Here is a 17,521-nt window from a genome sequence, read left to right on the forward strand (position 1 = left end):
AAAGTGACCGAATGAGCAAGGATCAGGAGCCTCAAACCACCCCCGGCAAGGAACGCGCGCCGCGATCCGGCTTCGTACAAGTGCGCGGCGCGCGGCAGAACAACCTCAAGAATGTTGATGTGGACGTTCCGCGCGATGCCTTCGTGGTGTTCACCGGCATATCGGGATCGGGCAAGTCGAGCCTCGCCTTCGGCACCCTCTATGCCGAGGCACAGCGCCGCTATCTGGAATCGGTCGCGCCCTACGCCCGCCGCCTGATCGATCAGGCCGGCGTGCCGGAGGTTGACGCCATCGACGGGTTGCCGCCCGCGGTCGCGTTGCAGCAGCAGCGCGGCTCGGCCAATGCGCGGTCTTCGGTTGGCAGCGTGACGACGCTCTCCAGCCTGGTGCGGATGCTCTATTCGCGCGTCGGAGAATATCCGCGCAATCAGCCGATGCTCTATGCGGAGGACTTCTCCCCCAACACCGTGGCCGGGGCCTGCCCGACCTGCCACGGCATCGGGCGCGTCTATGACGCGACCGAAGAGACGATGGTGCCCGACGACAGTCTCACCATTCGCGATCGGGCGATCGCGGCATGGCCGCCGGCGTGGCACGGCCAGAACCTGCGCGATATCCTTGTGTCGCTCGGCTATGATGTCGACACGCCATGGCGCGATCTTCCGAAGAAGGATCGTGACTGGATACTCTTCACCGACGAGACGCCGACGGTGCCGGTCTATGCGGGTCTGACGCCCGAACAGACGCGCGTTGCCCTCAAGCGTCGTATGGAGCCGAGCTATCAGGGCACCTTCACCGGCGCCCGTCGCTACGTGCTGGAGACCTTCGCCAACACCAAAAGCGCGCTGATGAAGAAGCGTGTCTCGCAATATATCATCGGCCGCGATTGCCCGACCTGCGACGGCAAGCGCCTGAAGCGCGAGGCCCTGTCGGTGAAGTTTGCCGGCCTGGACATCGCCGAGTTTGGCGACCTGACGGTGCTGAAGCTCCGGGACTTGCTCACGCCCGTCGCCCATGGCGAGTATGGTAGCGCCTCGACGACCCTGAAGGGCCATGTTCTCGGCAAGGCGGCCCGCGATGCGGCGGTTGAACGTAGGGTCGCGGCGGGAGGCTCGGCACACAAGGCAGCGCCTGACGTGCGCCGCACGCCCAATCTTTCCGATGAGAAGCGGGTCGCCGCGCAGCGTCTCGCATCCGAGCTGCTCGAACGGCTAGGCCCGCTGATCGACCTTGGCCTTGGCTACATCTCGCTCGACCGCAGCACGCCGACGCTTTCCTCCGGCGAGCTGCAACGCCTGCGCCTTGCCACTCAATTGTCGTCACAGCTTTTCGGCGTGGTCTATGTGCTGGACGAGCCATCGGCGGGGCTGCACCCGGCAGACGGCGAAGCGTTGCTGACCATCCTTGAGCGGCTGAAGGCGGCGGGCAACTCGCTGTTCGTTGTCGAGCATGATCTTGACGTGATCCGCCATGCCGAATGGCTGGTCGATGTGGGGCCAGGTGCCGGCGAAAAGGGCGGCGAAGTGCTCTACAGCGGCCCGATCGCAGGGCTTGCCGGCGTCGAGGCGTCGATCACCCGTCGCTATCTGTTCGCAGAACCTGACGCCCATGACCGGACCCCGCGCGAAGCAAAAGCATGGCTCCGTCTTGAAGGTGTGACCCGCAACAATCTTCACGGGCTCGACGTCGCGCTACCGATTGGCTGCTTCACCGCCGTCACCGGGGTTTCAGGATCGGGCAAGTCCAGTCTTGTCAGCCAGGCACTTCCGGAGCTTGTGACGGAACAACTCGGCGGCACGCCGGCTGCCGAGGAGGAGGATACCGATCCGCTGCTCGATGTTGCGCGGGAAGAGACCGAAGGCCGCATCGTTGCGGGCATGGAGCATGTGCGCAGGCTGGTGCGGGTCGATCAGAAGCCGATCGGCCGCACTCCACGCTCGAACCTCTCCACCTACAGCGGCCTGTTCGATCATGTGCGCAAGATCTTCGCGAACACCCCACTGGCGCGCCGGCGCCACTACAGCCCGGGCAGGTTCTCCTTCAACGTCGCACAGGGCCGCTGCCCGGTGTGCGAGGGTGAGGGCTTCGTCATGGTGGAGCTGTTGTTCCTGCCCAGCGTCTATGCGCCCTGCTCGACCTGCCATGGCAGCCGCTACAATCCGCAGACGCTCGAAGTCGAATGGAACGGCCGCAACATCGCCCAGGTGCTTGAGCTGACGGTGGACGAGGCGTGCGACTTCTTCGCGAGCGAACCGTCCGTCATGCGCTCGCTCGATGTGCTGCGGGAGATTGGCCTCGGCTATCTGAGGCTTGGACAGCCGGCGACGGAACTGTCGGGCGGCGAGGCCCAGCGCATCAAGCTCGCGACCGAGCTGCAACGCGCCCAGCGTGGCAACACCATCTACATCCTCGACGAGCCGACTTCGGGGCTTCACCCTTCCGACGCTGATCGGCTGATGCGGCACCTGCAGGGCCTTGTCGATGTCGGCAATACGGTCGTCGTCGTCGAGCATGACATGCGAGCTATTTCACAGGTGGATTGGGTGATCGATCTGGGGCCTGGCGCTGGCGAAGATGGTGGCCGGATCATCGCGAGCGGCGTCCCTCACGATGTTGCCGAAGCGCAAGGCAGCCTGACCGCGCCTTATCTAAAGGCGGCGCTTTAGCCGCTTGGACGCCGGCGACAGGGGGGAGTGGGACTATGGTGAGTCTTGTCGATTGGGGTGTGGCGATCCCGATGATCGAGCACCGGCCATGTCTTGCTGGGATGTGATAGCGATGGTCCTGCCCGACCATTCAGGGAGTTGAACGTGCCTTCTACCGTCTCTCAAGATGTTACCGCTCGTTCCCAGGCCGTCGATGCCCGGCTTACCCGCGCTGCGATCTTTCTGGTCGTCTCGATGGGCGCCGGGGAGAAGCCGGAAGCGGGGGTGCGGGGTCTTTGCGCCATCCTGTCGTCGCTGGTTCGTGGCGTGGGCTTCCGGGCGGCAGACGGCGGACTTTCCTGCATCATGGGGATCGGCTCCGATGCTTGGGACCGGCTATTCGGAGCGCCGCGGCCGAAGGAACTGCATCCGTTCCGGGAAATCCGCGGCGTCCATCATGCGCCTTCGACGCCCGGCGACCTGCTGTTTCACATTCGCGCCGCGCGTCAGGATTTGTGTTTCGAGATGGCGGCGCAGATCGTGAAGCGTCTCGCCGGCTTCGCCTCGGTGACGGACGAGGTGCATGGCTTCCGCTACTTCGACGATCGCGACCTGCTGGGATTTGTCGACGGGACGGAAAACCCCGTCGAGCAGGGAGCCAGAGATGCCACGGTGATCGGGGCGGCGGACGATCCGGTCTTCGCTGGCGGCAGCTATGTGATCGTCCAGAAATACCTCCACGACCTCGACAAGTGGAACGCGATTCCCGTGGAGCAGCAGGAGAAGATCGTAGGGCGCGAGAAGCTGTCGGACATCGAGCTGGACGAGGCGGCCAAGCCGAGCTTCGCGCATAACGTGCTCACCAACATCGAGGAGGACGGCGAGCAACTCCAGATCCTGCGCGATAACATGCCGTTCGGCGATGTTGGTAAGGGCGAGTTCGGCACCTATTTCATCGGTTACGCCCGCTCGCCGACCCGCATCGAGCGGATGCTCGACAATATGTTCATCGGTTTGCCACCCGGCAATTACGATCGCTTGCTCGATGTTAGCCGGGCCGTGACCGGCTCGCTTTATTTCGTGCCGTCGGCTGATTTTCTGGACGAGGTAACGCCGGAGCCAGCCACGGCCGATGGCGATGAGGCGGTAGCCGAGGCGCCCGCATCCACGGCGCCGGCACCGGAGCCCTCGTCAGCATCGGATGGATCGCTGCGCATTGGATCACTCAAAGATGAGGCAGGACATGAATAACCTCCATCGCGAACTCGCCCCCATCTCCGACGCCGCTTGGGCGCAAATCGACCAAGAAGCGACCCGAACTCTCAAGCGCTATCTGGCCGCGCGCCGCGTCGTGGACGTGCCGGAACCGAAGGGGGCCACGCTCGCGGCCGTGGGAACGGGCCACACCAAGCCGATCGATGCGCCCAGCGATGGCGTCCAAGCCGTGCGGCGTGCGGTCAACGCCGTGGTCGAACTGCGCGTGCCCTTCACGCTGACCCGCGCGGCGATCGACGATGTGGAGCGCGGCTCCGAGGATTCGGACTGGCAACCGCTCAAGGAAGCCGCCCGCACGATCGCCTTTGCCGAAAATCGCGCGATCTTTGATGGCTATGCCGCTGCCGATATCGGCGGCATCCGTCCCGGCGCGAGCAACGAGCCGGTGCCGCTGCCCACGGCCGTCGCCGGATATCCCGCCATCGTCGCCCAAGCCGTCGATCGGTTGCGCCTTGCCGGGGTCGAGGGGCCTTATCGACTGGTGCTGGGCGATGATCCGTTCACCGCGATCAGCGGCGGCAGCGAGGAGGGCTATCCGGTGCTCCAGCACATCAATCGTCTGGTGGACGGCGATATCATCTGGGCGCCGGGCATCATGGGCGGCGTCGTCCTGACAACGCGGGGCGGCGATTTCGAACTCGATCTCGGACAGGATTTGTCGATCGGCTATCTCAGCCACACCGCCGAGGCGGTCGAGCTGTACCTGCAAGAGAGCTTCACCTTCCGGCTGTTGACGAGCGAGGCGGCTGTTTCGCTCCCGACAACGGAAGCGTCGGCGCAGCCGGCGTGAAGGCGTTGCCGGTTGCGCCGCCCGCACGCGGGCCGCAGCGAGGGGTGGGACAATGATAAGTCTCGTCGGTTGGATCGCCACGATCGCGACGATGATCGCGGCGATGATGACGGCTTCCAACCTGGGCGCGCGCGTGACGGGCTGGGGCTTCGTGGTGTTCAGCATCAGCTCGGTTTGCTGGACCACATTGGGCTACGCCACAGGACAGACAGCCTTGGTTGCCACCAATGGATTCCTGATGCTGACGAACCTAGTTGGTATCTGGCGATGGTTGGGGCAGCAGACCAAATATGAGGATGGCGGCCGATCGGCCGAAACAGCCAGCCAAAGATCCGATACGCCGAACCTGTTCACCGCGACCGGCCTGATCGGCATGGCGGTTGATGACAAGAGCGGGATGAATCTGGGCCGGGTTGTCGAGGCCCTTATCGAATGTTCGACCGGCAGGATAAACTATGTGGTGATCTCGGACGAGCGATATGCCGGTCTTGAAGAGACATTGCGAGCGGTGCCGCTCGAATCCCTCAGGATCGGCTACACGCGCATGACGCTGTTGCTGGACGGCCCGAGCTTCCTGTCACAGCCCGGCCTCAAAAGTCGTGACTGGCCCGCCTTCGCTCCGATCAATCCCTAGCAAGCGATCGCTCACACCAATTGGAGCGCGCGATCATGATCTTGACCGGGGCCAAGAAAGCGCAGGATCAGGATACGGTGGGCTTCTGGCCGGTAGAGGATGCCATAGCGGCGATAGGAACGGCGACGGATACCGTAGCGCTCATAGCGAGGCACCAGAGGATAGCCTTGGGGCAGATCGGCAAGGCGACGGGCCGCCTCACGCAATTCCTCAACAAAGCTGATGGCTCTCGCGGGATTGTCCTTTTCGATATGCTCGGCGATGTGATCGAGGTCGGCCAGCGCATCCGGCGTCAGGATGACTTTCATTGCGGCTGAGCGCTTGCCCGTGTCCGAATCCTGTCGATGATAGCATCGCAGGCGTCGTCGAGGTCGTGGGTGCGCCCCGCCTCGGCATCGGCAAGGCCGCGTTCGATCGAGGCGTCAAGATCATGCAGCCACCGTTCGACATCCTGCGTCTCGCCCTGATCGCGCCGAATGAGATCGCGAACATAATCACTCACGCTGGCATAATGCCCGCTGTCGATGCGGCGCTGGACGTAATCCCGCATAGGGTCCGGAAGGGAGACGTTCATCGAAGCCATAAATCACCTCACTACCATTATGGCAAAAACTGCCATCGGTTTCAAGGCGCCTGCCTCTCTTGTGCAGCCGATCCGCCTTCGCGTCACCGCACCGACGAGGGTAAGATCACATAACGCTAAGCGACCTTTGGCTCGCCTACCATGACAATATGTTGGAAAAGCTTGCTGGTGCGTTCCCCGGCAGGCGCGGCCATGGCGGCGGCGATCGCGGCTTGGTTCAAGCGATGGTGGGTCGGGGCCGTGCCTCCGCCTCCGGATTGCGGCCCAGGACCATGAGCAGGCGGGGCCGAGCCAAGGGCGCCATTATCATCCGCCTCGGCCGCGGCGATCACCCGCAGGCTGTTTATCGGTGCGGTGGGATCGGGTCGAATGTTCGGCATTTGCGGTGCGGGGATCTTGGTCAGCGCGACCATGGCCTTCTCCGTATAATAGCGGATTTTCTTGCCATAGACGGGCGGGATGCCGAGGCGCAGGACGATCATGTCCTTTTCGGGGAGCTGCATCAGCTCTTGAGGAAGCATCAGGGGCCGGCGCTGATCGGATTCCGATACCGAGCCGCCCCCACGGCCCCACATGCCGAAGGAGCGCGACTTGGCGCGAAACGTATAAGTGCCAAGCCGTTCGGAAATATCCTTCGCATCATCGTTGGTCGCGGGGCGCATGACCATTTGGACGCCGCAGTTGGATTCAATCTCCGTGGCGACTTTCGGCCCATAGACGTTCTCGAGCTGCGCTCCGCTCTGGATGACGGGGAGGAGGCGAATGCCATAGCCGGCGACATAGCTGAAGCCATTGGCGATCACCGACGCGCGGCCGAGGCGCGAGAACTCGTCGAGCAAGAGCAGCAAGCGAACCTGGTGCTTGTTGCCCGAGGGCAGCTCGCGGACATTGAGGTCAATGAGCTGCTGGAAAAGCAGGCCATAGATCGGTGCCACGCGATCCAGATCATCCGGCGAGACGCCGAGATAGAGCGAGATCCGCTTGTCGCGGAACTCGCGCAGATCGAAATCGCTGACAGCCGTTGCCGCATCGACATAGGGGTTCAGCCACAGATTGATCTTGGCGGTGACGGACTGGCGGGTTGACGTGAAGGTATTGGCCGAGGCCATGATCCAATCCCGCAGCGCCGACACGCACGCCCCTGATAGCGGTTTGCCCTCCCGCTCGCGCTGCGAGATGATTTTGGGAAATCGCTTTTGTGCATCGCCGGCGGCGAATTGGCGGTAGATTTCGCCGATGGTGAAGGGGAGCGCATCGTCGCCATCATCCACCGTGGCGGCGACATAGGCCGCGACACCGAGAAACGCCGTCCTTGCGCTTTCCGCCCAAAACGTCTCGCCCTGCAGGGGCAGGGGAAAAAGCATGACGCTGATTTTTTGCAGCTCGTTGACGACTTCGACCTGATCGCGTCGGTTGATGTACGCGAGCGGGTTGTAGCGGCATGTGCGACCGTGGGCATCGAGCGGGTTGAACAAGAGTGTTTGCTGGCGAAGGTTCGTCATCCGAAAGCCTGCTGTCGCCGCCCAATTCTCTTGCTTCACATCGAGGACGACAACCGAATCCGGCCATTGGAGAAGGTTCGGGATCACGACGCCGACGCCCTTGCCGGCGCGGGTGGGTGCTTCGAGCAAGACATGCTCGGTTCCCCCAAAGCGCATGAACTTGCCATTGATGCGGCCGAGGAGAATGCCGGCATCCTCCAAGAGCTTGGCCTTGCGGACCTCGCCGATCCGCGCCCAGCGGGCTTCGCCGTGGAGCTTCTGGCCCGTGAAAAGCGACGACACGATACCGATCAGGCAGACCGCGAAGGCGATGAAGAAACCGGCGAGAAACGGCTTCCACACGATCGGCAAGTGGCGCATCGACCATAATGCACCCGGAACGCGCGCCCAGGGCGTGTGCGCCGAGAGGAGATGCGCCTTCCAAAGGACCACCACGGCGCCGATCGCGGCGCTTATCATCAAGCCTATGATGACGAGGAACGCGATGGCGGCCGGCTCGGACGCCCCTTGGTTGCGAACCATTTTGCCGCTCATAATGCGATCCTCCGCTCGAATCTAATCGCGAGGCTTGCCCGCAGGATCGAACCACACTTCCGTCATACGATAGCGCGCCGGCTTCCCGTCACCTGGGGGAAGGCGGTGCATCTGCACGACGATATCAACCAGCGAGCGCAACAGGGCGCGGATGTCGTGCCGATCGAGATCGTTGCCGCCTTCCGATTCCTTGACCAGCAGCGTAAGCTGTTCCAGCGCACCTTCGGCCGTATTGGCATGGACCGTGGTTATCGAGCCTGGATGGCCGCTATTGACGTTGCGCAGATAGAAGAAGGCGGTGCCGTCGCGTAGCTCTTGGAGCAGGATGCGATCGGGTCGCATACGCAACGCCGATTCCAGCAATTCCTTTGCGCCAGCTTTTTGAAGGCCCTTTCCGTCCTTAGAATACATCATGTGGACGTGGTTGCGCTGTGGCACCACCAGCTCGCGGGTGTCTTCGATCGTCAGGATGCGCTCGTAATCGGGAATGAGCCTAATCAGGCCCTTGGAGAAGCTCGTCTTGCCGGAACCCGTGGCGCCGGAGATCAGGATATTTTTGCGGGATTCGACCGCGAGCCGGAAGAAGCCCTTCCAGTCGCCGGCCTCGCGAAATCGCATCAGCGCGGAGTCGACCTCTTCATGCAGGCCATGAGCGCGGACCTCACTGAAAAGCCCGGCGCGGTCGAAATCGTCGATGTCCATAGAGACGCCCGACGCTTTCCGGATCGTGATCGAGACGAAGCCCCGCTCCACGGCAGGGGGGACGACGACCTGCGCGCGCTCGCCTCCCGGAAGAACCGAGGAGACGATCGGATATTCGGCGGTGACATCCTGTTTGGTCAGACCTGCGATGAGCTTCGCGAGCGTCATGAGGGCCGCATTGTCCAATGCCGGCTCCTTATGCCATTCCCAACCGTTGCGCGTCTCCAAGCCGATCAGGCCCGGCTCATTGATGACCAGCTCCGTCACGTCCTCGCGGGCTAGGTGACGCTCTATCGGCGCCGCATTGTGCTGGTATATCGACGACGCCACAAATCAGCGCCTCAGTCGCACGTCATAGACGGACCGGAAATCGAAATCCTTGGCGACGAAGATTGCAGCCGTATCGCCCTGATTCTTCTTCAGGATCGGCTTGATCTGCATGGTTTGGTTGAGGACCGTCTGTGCAGTATTGCCCGGAACCTGTGTCGAGTAGGTGCCTTCGCCGGCGACGGCGCGACTGGCGATGTTCGACGCATCTTCCAGCACCGAGATCACAAGCCCCATGCCGAAGCGCGCCCAAAACTGCGTATCGACGCCTCCCGGCAGGCCGGCGCGGCCAAGGCTATCAGCCGCAGGCGATCCCAAGTCGATCGCCACACCGCGCGGCGTGAGTGCGCGCGTCCATAGGACGAACAAGCGAGCCTGCCCCTGTGTGATGCCGCCCGAATATTGCCCCAGCACCTTCGTCCCTTTGTCGAGCAGGACGATGCGACCATTTTCCGAATAGACGTCATGATTGATGACGCAGTTCACGAAGCCCGCCTGCGTCGAGTTGATGGCCGTCTGCAGAGTGCAGGGTATGACCGTGCCAGCGCTCAACAGAAGGCTCCGATCGGGGATCACGCTCGCCCGTACTGTCTGGATCGCCGCATGGTTGAGCTGATCGCTGAAATCGGTCGATCCCTTACCCGACGGGCCGGCATCATCATTCTGCCCGAAGCCGCTGGCCCCGAAGTTGCGCGGGCCGCCTGGCTGGCCTTGCCCTTGGCCCTGCCCATCGCCTTGAGGCTGGCCATTCCCTTGCGGTTGCTCGGCCGAGACGAGGCTTGTCCCCGGTGATCCGGCGGATGCGATACCCGTGCTGCCGAACGCCATGATCGGCGATCGGCGCGCAGCATCCGCCATCGAGCGTGCCTGTTCGGCTCGCTTCTGCTCTGGCGTCTCCTGACCATTCGCCGACACCGGCGCCGGATTCCCGTTCGCATCGGTAGCCTGGTTAGGCGTCGCCGCGATCGGGCGGCCGAACATATCGGTTTGCGGGGCATTGGGTTGGCCGAGCTGGCCGGCGAGCTGCGCGCGCTGCGCGTTCGGTGATCCCATCACATCGGCCACGGCCCGATCGCTGGCTTTTGCCGGCTGCTCGGCGGGCTTTGCGGAGCCGGAATGGTGGAATGCACCATAGCCGATCGCAATGCCGCCCATGGTGCCGATCAGTGCGAGGCCGGCGCCGAGGAAAGCGATATTTCCCCAACCGCCGCTGCGCGCAATGGGGCTGCTCTGCTCGCTGGGGGGGACGGTATCGGCGCCGACTTCGCCGCCGCGGTCAATGAGGTTATCGGCCATCTTACTGCCCCTTCACTTTACGTTCGACGATGTTGGAGACGGTCCCCGTCCGATCGCCGCGATCGTTGCGAGGGGGCGCTTCATTGTAGATGCACAGCACCACGTTGCCGCGACGGAGCCGAAGCTGCCGATAGACCGCATGGATCACGACAAAATCCTCGCGCACGTCGTAGGGAACGATCGTCTCGGTCCCGTCCACGTCAACGGCAAAAATTGAAGGTATGTCGGCGTGGCCTGGGTAGCGCAGCACCGTGAACTCGCCATTGTCGGAGATCTCGGTGGGCTGGAGCGAGGAGTCGCCCTGCACCGTGTAATTCATGTTTCGCGTTCCTTCGATCACGGCATGATCGAGCGCGGCTGTGGTGATGTTGTTTTCGACCGCGCGCGCGGCCTGTACCTCGGCGAGCTGGGTCTGAAGCGTCGCCATAGCTCGCTCCTCGCGCGGGTAATGGAACCGGATGCCATACATTGCCTCGCCGGCGCCGAGAGTGAGATTGAAATGATAGGTGCGCGGCGCGCCGTTGACGTTGGTGACGACGATCAGGTTGGTTCCGCCAGCCTTCTCGCGCGGCTTGAGGAACACGATGTTGCCGACGGGCGCGATTTGCCATGAGATCGTGTCGCCCAACGCCGCCTGCGTCACGGTTTCATTGGGGCCGAACTGGATTTCGATCGCATGGCGAAAACTGCCCACGATCGTCACGACCTGATCGGGATCGTAGTTGACGTTGCGGACCCGCGCATCCTTTGGGCCAGGAACGGGCGTCTCGGATGCGATAGCCGGATGCGGAGCGAGCGTGACGGCCACGGCCCCAACGACCGAGAAGACGACGAGCCGGTGCCACACCGCCCCGACACCACGCCAGAAACGGCTTTTGGCGCCGCTATCCGTCACCACCAGCTTGCTTGCCGGAGGCGAGAGGCGCTCGCCCAGCTTCTTGCGGAGCGCGGGGAGGAAGGGGATCACGACGCGATCGGCGCCGTCCATGGTCTTCGGCTGTTCGGTCATGTCACGCCTCCGGGTCAGAGCGATAATTCACGACCTGGAAGCCGAGAGGATTCAGGTTGCGATCCTTCTCATGCTCGGGGGCCGTGGTGAACTTGAAGGTCATGATCGCGTTCCAGTTCTGCGCGACCGGCGTGTTCTGCCCCATCGTGATGATCTTCGTGTAGCGGACTTGCGCCACGGTCGGGCTCAGGAAGCTGATCGTGCGGATTGCGATCGAGACGAAGCCTTTGTCGCCGTAGATGTTCGACGGGGCATTGCTGTTGCCAGATTGAACGCCGTTGAGATAACGGCCGCCTTCAGCCTGGTCGCTCATTAGCATCACCGTATAGGCGTTCTCACGAGCTGCATCGTTCAACCAGCCCTCGCGCAGCCGCACATATTGCGAAATGAAATAGCGATTGACCGCATCGTCGTAGGTGCGGGGCTGAGGCCCCTTGAGGGCCGTCACGATCTCTGCCTCGCCCGAGGTCTTATCAACCCGGATCACATAGGGCTGTACGGTCTTGAGAGGTGTGAGCATGACGACAGCCGCCACAGACGCGACCGCGAGCGCACATGCCCCTCCCGCGACGGTCCACGCCACGCGCCGGGACTGGATCGCCGCGCGCATTCGGTCGTATTCCCACGTCCTCGCGCTTTCGAGGTATTTTTCCTTATCTTCTGCCTTCACCGTAGCCATGGCGTCGATCCCTTCGTCAGCAGGGGAGGTAGGACAGCGCAACGGCCCGCTGGGACGTCCCCGGCGCTGACGGTAGAGTGTTCATGGCGCCTCGCTTCGGAGGCGTGGCGGGTTCCTGGCCGGCGTCGGGGGCTGATGCTGGCGGCGCCGGCAGCGGCGCCGGGCCGGGGACATCAGGTGCGGGCGAGGCTGCCGGTGGAGCCACCATGGACTGTCCGCCTCCACCTTGCGATGCGGGCAGCGGGACAGGGAGTGTCGGCAGAATCGTGCCGTAGAGATTGGCGGGGCGGCGATGCTTGCCGTCGCATACCGGAGCGGGCTTGATGTGAGTCCCGGTGCATCCGCTAAGTGCGAGGGCACCTAACGCCACGATAGTCAGCCTTTTCATAGAATCTCCGTCCGTCTTTTCCGCGATGTTCCCAAGGTTCATGAGTGGAGAGCGGTCAGCCGCCCCCGGAAGCAGATCGAGCGACGGAGCCGCCAGTCGCGGGGGCTCCACCAGCGCGGGGCGTGTTCGCGGCCAAGCGTCGGAACATCAGGCGATTGGCCGCCATGTTCATGCCGGTTTGCAGGAAGCCATGGCCACCCGAGGACGCTCCGCCCGCGATGCCCGAAGCGATCGAAGGCGCTTGGAAGAAGAAGATCGTGCCGACGATGTAAATCGCGCAGCACGCGACGGTCGCCACAATCATCAGGTCGGTGTTGAGGACCGCGTAGGTATCCTCCATCTGGACAAAGTTGGACGCATCGCCGATCGACCCCATGATGCCGTCCATGGAGGCTTCCTGAAGGCCGGTGATGAACTTCGTCATGATCGCCATGACGACCATCAGGAGGATGTAATTCGCGGTCTGTTTGAGCCAGCCATCAAAGAGCCAGCGCGAGGAGTTGAATAAGAGGCAGGCGAGCGCGAGCGGCGCGAGCGCAACGCAGATCGACACAGCCAGCTTCGCGAAGATGACGATGCAGAACCCGACGGCGGCCGACAGGAAGGCGAACACATAGAGGACGCCGATGCAACCATAGGTCACAAGCGCGGACTGCAACTGGATCAGCGGCGTGCGGAAATCGGTGATTCCCTGTGAAGGCATCTGCTGGATGGTCGCGTTCGCCTGTTCCATCCGCGACGCCAATTTGCCGGTATCGGAGACGTAGGTATCGAAAGTGGTGCCGGGGTTAGTGACAGGCGTTCCCGATCCCGCCGAAATGATGTCGGACGGGAGCTGCGTGGCGACGTTCACGACGAGCGCCGAGTAGCCGACGGCGCTGGCTGCTGCTATCGCGAAGCCGACCTTGCCGGCTTGGAATACCAGCTCGCGCAAGGGGGCCTGGATTGCGCCGCGAAGAACCGCGAAACCCAGAAGCAGGAAGTAGATTGTCGCGGCGACGCCGAGTGGCGCAGCCACGAAGCTGACAAGACCGGACCCGAAGCTCGCCACGGCCGATGTAATTGCGCTTTCTACATAGCCATACATGGTCGTGAAAAGGACCATGAGATTGGGCGAACTTCCTGCCATCGGTTTATACCTTGTTCAAAGTGGCTGGATCATTTCGAGTTGATCTTTTGCATGGCGATCGAGCGCCGCGCTTCTCGCGTCGTGAAACAAAGATTATCCTTCTGATCGGCAGGGAGATTGCTGTATTCCCCGCTGTCACATTTCGTTTTCCATTCCGCGAGAAGCTGCGGATTCTTTATCAGCTCGTCCGTTGTCGGGACCGCAGGGGGTTGTTGTTGACAGCCGGCAGCGGCCAGGGCGAAGCACAAGACGAGCAGCTTTCGCATGGGTTACTTCCTGAGAGTGTTGGCGTCGTAGAATGAGGCCGCATTGCGGGCAGCCGAGGTTTGCGCCGTCGCGATCGCAAGGTTCGCGTGTCCAAACTGAGCCGTCTGGATCGCCTGCAACTTCAGCATGTCGTTCTGGAGCTGCGCCTGCTCGACCGAGATACGGGCGTTCAGGTCCATCACGTCCTTGGGGTCTTTGGCGCTCGACAGTTGCTCGCGGAGCTGATCGAGGAGCTGCATCCGCTGCTGCGTCACGTTCAACGTGTTCTCGCCGAAGGCGGCCGTAGCAGCGGCAGAGCCGGTCGCATCCTTGAGCGCCTGGTTGTAGGCGGTGTCCGCGTCCGACCCGGAGGACGAAATCGTGTAGCGGGACTGGATGCTGCTGGCGAGCGAGCCCAGCGAGCCGATCTTGGTCAGATCGCCGCCTAACAGCGTTTGTGCGTCGATGGTCGTGTTTGGCAGGAGGTTGCGCGTCTGAGAATTGAAGAGACTCGATGCGATGCTGTTCACGTTCGTCAGCTTTTGCAGCGAGTTGAGCGTGTTGGTGGCGGTCGAGATTTGCTGCTCGCCCTGTTCGATCATCTTGATCGTGTTCTGAACGGTCGCGAGGGCTTGTATGTAGCCCGTGGAATCGAAAACCGGGATACCCTGCGCCGAGGCCGGGGCGGCGGTCGCAGCGAGCGCCAAGGGCGCCGCTGCGAACATGATGATGTGCTTGAGCGACATATCAGCTTCTCCTTTCATGTGCGTAGAAGAGCGGCAGCCACGCCGCAGGATCGTTGCCCGCTCGGGCAATGGCATCTTCCATGACCGCCAGAGTTTCGGCGCGGCCAGAAAGCACGGATAATTCATCGCCCATTCCGCCGAGATCGAGCTTCGCAACGATGGACGTGTGGCCCTGCTTGACGAGGAAGCAGCGGCTCTCCGGTGTCAGATCCTCGCGGATCAGGCGGTATTCCGCTTCCGTTAGGCCCAAACCGTCGCAATAGTCGGATTTCTTGGCATCGGAATTGGGCAGGAGGATCTTCGTCGCGGTCTGTTCGATGATCGAATGCGCAATCGGCGAGCGCAGGGCGTCAGCCGGGGATTGGGTGCCGAAGACCATGAACGCATTGCGCTTGCGGAAGGTCTTGAGACCGTCCTGTGCGAAGGCCCGGAAAGCGTCGTCCTGTAATGCCTTCCAGAACTCGTCGATGTCCACCACGACACGCTGGCCGTCCAGCAGCTCGTCGACCCGATGGAAAAGGTAGAGCATCATCGGCGTGCGGATTTCCGGGTTTTCGAGGAAGTCCGTCATGTCAAAACCGACGAAGCGGGCCGCCAGCGACACTTCATCGACCGGGCCATCGAACGCCCAGCCCAATGGGCCGCCCGAACACCAGCGTTCGAGCCGCGCACCGATGCCCTCCGCGTCCGAGTAGCTTAGCAACTCACGCAGATCGTGGAATGATCGCTTCTCGGCAGGGAGCTTCATCACCGCATCAAGGCCATCGTCGATCAGCTTCTCTTCGCCGACCGTGAGCGGCCGCCCTTCGCGCCGCACCAGCACGCGGATGAACTGGCGGAGAAACGCCATGTTTTCGTGTGTCGGCGAGAGACCCTTCAACGGGGCAAAACCCGTCGGTTCGCCGTTCCTCAAGGCCAGATAGGTGCCGCCACAGGCACGCACGAAGATCTCCGCGCCCCGGTCCTTGTCGAAAAAGACCTGCTTGGCCCCTGTCTTTTCAAGCTGTGCTTGCAGGAAGTTTTGCAGCACCGTCTTGCCTGCGCCGGTGGGGCCGATGATAAGCGTGTGGCCGATGTCCTGCCGGTGGAAATTAAACCAGAAGGACGAGCCGGCGCGCGTCTTGAGAAGCGTCACCGCCTCGCCCCAATGGTTCCCCGACTTGCGACCCGCAGGGAAGGTGTAGAACGGGCTGAGGGCTGCGAAATTGCGGCTGTTGATGACCGCAGGCCGCGCCCGCATTTTGAAATTGCCGGGAAGCTGCGCCCAAAACGCCGCTTCCAGCGCCACGTCCTCGCGGGCCATCACCATGCCGGTATCGGCCGCGGCGGAACGCGCAATGGAGAGTCGATCGAGCAGGCGCCGCTTGTCATCGTCCATCACCGCGATCGACAAATGATGCTCGCCCAGGACGAAGCGGTTCGCCATCAGATCATCGACGCCATCCAGCAGCTCCATGGCCTGACTGACGCCGGCATCGTCGGACGACACCATTTGCTTGTATTTTTTCGTGAAGCGCTCGCTCGCCACGGACTTTACCAGCGGCGCGAAGCTCTGCGTCAGCACGAACGGGAAATCGAGCGTCAGCAGGCTATTGAACTGCCCCGTCCGCGTCGTGGCGACATATTCGCGGACGCCGAACATACCGAGCCAGTGCGACTTGTCGGGGAGCCGAATTTCAGCGGCCTCGCGCCCGAAGATCACCCGCGACGTATAGAGGGCCTGCCCGAGCCGCCCGTTCAACAGCGGCACGCGGATGCGGTCGCCGGTCAGGATGAAGTGCAGCACCTCCATGGGTTGCGAGAAAAGGTTGCCGTTATGCTCGTAGAGCGAGAGCGGCGTCGGGCTTGTGTCCGCCAGCAGCGATTCAAAATCGCGGCATTTGTCTGCCATGATCGCGAGAGCGCGATCGTCAATCTCCGCACCGGGTTGGCGCTTGGCGAAAAGGCGTGTCACCTGGTCGCCGGCCATGTTCGAGGGCCGCACGATGATCGTGACGTAAAACTCGTTGTGGTAGAGAACCTTTTCCTTCAGCCGCTCCGCGTAACGCTCCTGTAGCGTGCGGGCGAAATCGGAATGGAACTCGCCTTCAAGGATAGGGTCCGTCGCCGTGCGGACGAGGTGCGTCCAGAGGGCAACCCGATCGTCACCGATCGAGCGCCACGCGATGTTGAGCTTGTTATGCCATGTGTTGAGATCGGCGATGTCGCTCGTCTCGAACGGCCGCCCGTCGACGCGATACATCCGCATGAGTGAGCCGTCTTCCAGCGCGACGATCGTGTCATCGACATGCCGCGTGTAGGGGATGAATTTGATGTCATCCGCTTCGCGAAGGGCGACCTGTTTGTGCTTCAGGGTGAATTTAGCCATTGCCGAATTGCTTCCGCTTCACGCCTTGGGACAGGCGGACGGGAGAGTAGCTCCCGCCCCCCCAGAATTTGCGGTTTTTGGAGAGAAATACGGTCTGAAACCAAAGGCCCCACAGCCGAAACGCATTGTAGTCGTAGTGGACTATCATGCGGGCCGGGAAGTAGAGCGCTCCGAACATGGCCAGGGGGAAGAAGGGATTGTGCATGATCCCCCAAAAAACCATGCAGACCATGATGATCGGCAGGATCGCCTCCAGCGGCAATCCCATGAACACCGATGGCCTGGTCAGGGCGAGAAAGACCTTATCCTCGGCCAGCTTGTCCATGTTAGCTGCCCGATCCGCCCATCCAGCCCACGATGGTCGCGGCCGAGAAGATGATGCCGATCCCGATCAGCACGGTGACGGCCCGCCCCCAATCCATGCGGCCGGTCAGCTTTGCATAGCCGACGGCCATCACGGCGATGATGCCGACCACGGACGCGATCGTGGTCATCCATGTCTTGATGGTCGTAAGGCCGCTCTCGATGGCGGTGCCGTCCGCAAGGGCCGGCTGCGCGATCGAGATGAGGGCCAGGGCGCCGGCGAAGCCGACGAGTTGGCGGGCGCGGCGATCGGACATCATCCGGCCCAACTTCGATGTGAATTTCATACGGTACTCCATGGCTGG

At 62.5% G+C, this 17,521-nt stretch carries 17 protein-coding genes; 4 read left to right on the plus strand and 13 right to left on the minus strand.

Features of this window, described 5'->3' with window-relative positions; translation table 11 throughout:
- Window positions 1-11: 11 nt before the first annotated feature.
- The 4 genes from ATN00_RS21530 to ATN00_RS21545 all read left to right on the plus strand — a co-directional run bounded on the left by ATN00_RS21530 (window position 12) and on the right by ATN00_RS21545 (window position 5,344).
- A complete protein-coding gene (locus ATN00_RS21530; RefSeq protein WP_017980846.1) occupies window positions 12-2,666 on the plus strand; it encodes an excinuclease ABC subunit UvrA in 2,655 nt (884 codons plus the stop codon).
- 144 nt (window positions 2,667-2,810) lie between these two features.
- Window positions 2,811-3,896, plus strand: coding sequence for a Dyp-type peroxidase (locus ATN00_RS21535; protein ID WP_026151879.1), 1,086 nt, complete (start codon window positions 2,811-2,813; stop codon window positions 3,894-3,896).
- Window positions 3,889-4,710 carry a family 1 encapsulin nanocompartment shell protein gene (locus tag ATN00_RS21540; RefSeq protein ID WP_017980848.1) on the plus strand — a complete coding sequence of 274 codons (822 nt, stop codon included), beginning with the start codon at window positions 3,889-3,891 and terminating at the stop codon, window positions 4,708-4,710. The genes ATN00_RS21535 and ATN00_RS21540 overlap by 8 nt, the downstream gene beginning before the upstream one ends.
- Before the next feature lie 52 nt (window positions 4,711-4,762).
- The gene (locus tag ATN00_RS21545; protein ID WP_017980849.1) at window positions 4,763-5,344 is read left to right on the plus strand and encodes a PRC-barrel domain-containing protein; all 582 of its coding nucleotides are present in this window, start codon (window positions 4,763-4,765) and stop codon (window positions 5,342-5,344) included.
- An 11-nt stretch (window positions 5,345-5,355) separates the two neighbouring features.
- On the opposite strand, the gene ATN00_RS21550 is transcribed toward ATN00_RS21545, so the two are convergent.
- The 13 genes from ATN00_RS21550 to ATN00_RS21610 form a co-directional block, all read right to left on the minus strand.
- Window positions 5,356-5,652: a type II toxin-antitoxin system RelE/ParE family toxin gene (locus ATN00_RS21550; RefSeq protein ID WP_021233331.1), complete on the minus strand. Its 297-nt coding sequence runs from the start codon at window positions 5,650-5,652 to the stop codon at window positions 5,356-5,358.
- Complete coding sequence (locus ATN00_RS21555; RefSeq protein WP_021233332.1) at window positions 5,649-5,927, minus strand: type II toxin-antitoxin system ParD family antitoxin; 279 nt, start codon at window positions 5,925-5,927, stop codon at window positions 5,649-5,651. Before ATN00_RS21555 ends, ATN00_RS21550 begins: the two co-directional genes overlap by 4 nt.
- Before the next feature lie 116 nt (window positions 5,928-6,043).
- Window positions 6,044-7,963 (minus strand): type IV secretory system conjugative DNA transfer family protein, encoded by a 1,920-nt coding sequence (locus tag ATN00_RS21560; RefSeq protein WP_017980852.1) that lies wholly within the window; start codon window positions 7,961-7,963, stop codon window positions 6,044-6,046.
- Between the two features lie 21 nt (window positions 7,964-7,984).
- Window positions 7,985-8,995 (minus strand): P-type DNA transfer ATPase VirB11, encoded by a 1,011-nt coding sequence (virB11, locus tag ATN00_RS21565; protein WP_024310571.1) that lies wholly within the window; start codon window positions 8,993-8,995, stop codon window positions 7,985-7,987.
- Window positions 8,996-8,998: 3 nt separating this feature from the next.
- Window positions 8,999-10,288 (minus strand): type IV secretion system protein VirB10, encoded by a 1,290-nt coding sequence (gene virB10, locus ATN00_RS21570; protein ID WP_017980854.1) that lies wholly within the window; start codon window positions 10,286-10,288, stop codon window positions 8,999-9,001.
- Between the two features lies 1 nt (window position 10,289).
- Complete coding sequence (locus ATN00_RS21575; RefSeq protein ID WP_017980855.1) at window positions 10,290-11,297, minus strand: TrbG/VirB9 family P-type conjugative transfer protein; 1,008 nt, start codon at window positions 11,295-11,297, stop codon at window positions 10,290-10,292.
- 1 nt (window position 11,298) lies between these two features.
- Complete coding sequence (locus ATN00_RS21580; protein ID WP_017980856.1) at window positions 11,299-11,976, minus strand: VirB8 family type IV secretion system protein; 678 nt, start codon at window positions 11,974-11,976, stop codon at window positions 11,299-11,301.
- A 443-nt stretch (window positions 11,977-12,419) separates the two neighbouring features.
- Window positions 12,420-13,469, minus strand: coding sequence for a TrbL/VirB6 family protein (locus ATN00_RS21585; protein ID WP_017980857.1), 1,050 nt, complete (start codon window positions 13,467-13,469; stop codon window positions 12,420-12,422).
- A gap of 53 nt (window positions 13,470-13,522) precedes the next feature.
- Entirely contained in the window at window positions 13,523-13,759 is a 237-nt protein-coding gene (locus ATN00_RS21590; RefSeq protein ID WP_020486680.1) for an EexN family lipoprotein, read from the minus strand.
- A gap of 3 nt (window positions 13,760-13,762) precedes the next feature.
- A complete protein-coding gene (locus ATN00_RS21595; protein ID WP_017980858.1) occupies window positions 13,763-14,485 on the minus strand; it encodes a TrbJ/VirB5 family protein in 723 nt (240 codons plus the stop codon).
- A 1-nt stretch (window position 14,486) separates the two neighbouring features.
- Window positions 14,487-16,853 (minus strand): VirB4 family type IV secretion/conjugal transfer ATPase, encoded by a 2,367-nt coding sequence (locus ATN00_RS21600; protein WP_017980859.1) that lies wholly within the window; start codon window positions 16,851-16,853, stop codon window positions 14,487-14,489.
- Window positions 16,846-17,178, minus strand: a complete 333-nt coding sequence (locus ATN00_RS21605) for a VirB3 family type IV secretion system protein (RefSeq protein WP_017980860.1) — start codon at window positions 17,176-17,178, stop codon at window positions 16,846-16,848. The genes ATN00_RS21600 and ATN00_RS21605 overlap by 8 nt, the downstream gene beginning before the upstream one ends.
- Before the next feature lies 1 nt (window position 17,179).
- Window positions 17,180-17,503: a TrbC/VirB2 family protein gene (locus ATN00_RS21610; protein ID WP_017980861.1), complete on the minus strand. Its 324-nt coding sequence runs from the start codon at window positions 17,501-17,503 to the stop codon at window positions 17,180-17,182.
- Window positions 17,504-17,521 lie beyond the last annotated feature (18 nt).

Source organism: Sphingobium baderi, from assembly GCF_001456115.1.
Classification (GTDB): domain Bacteria; phylum Pseudomonadota; class Alphaproteobacteria; order Sphingomonadales; family Sphingomonadaceae; genus Sphingobium; species Sphingobium baderi_A.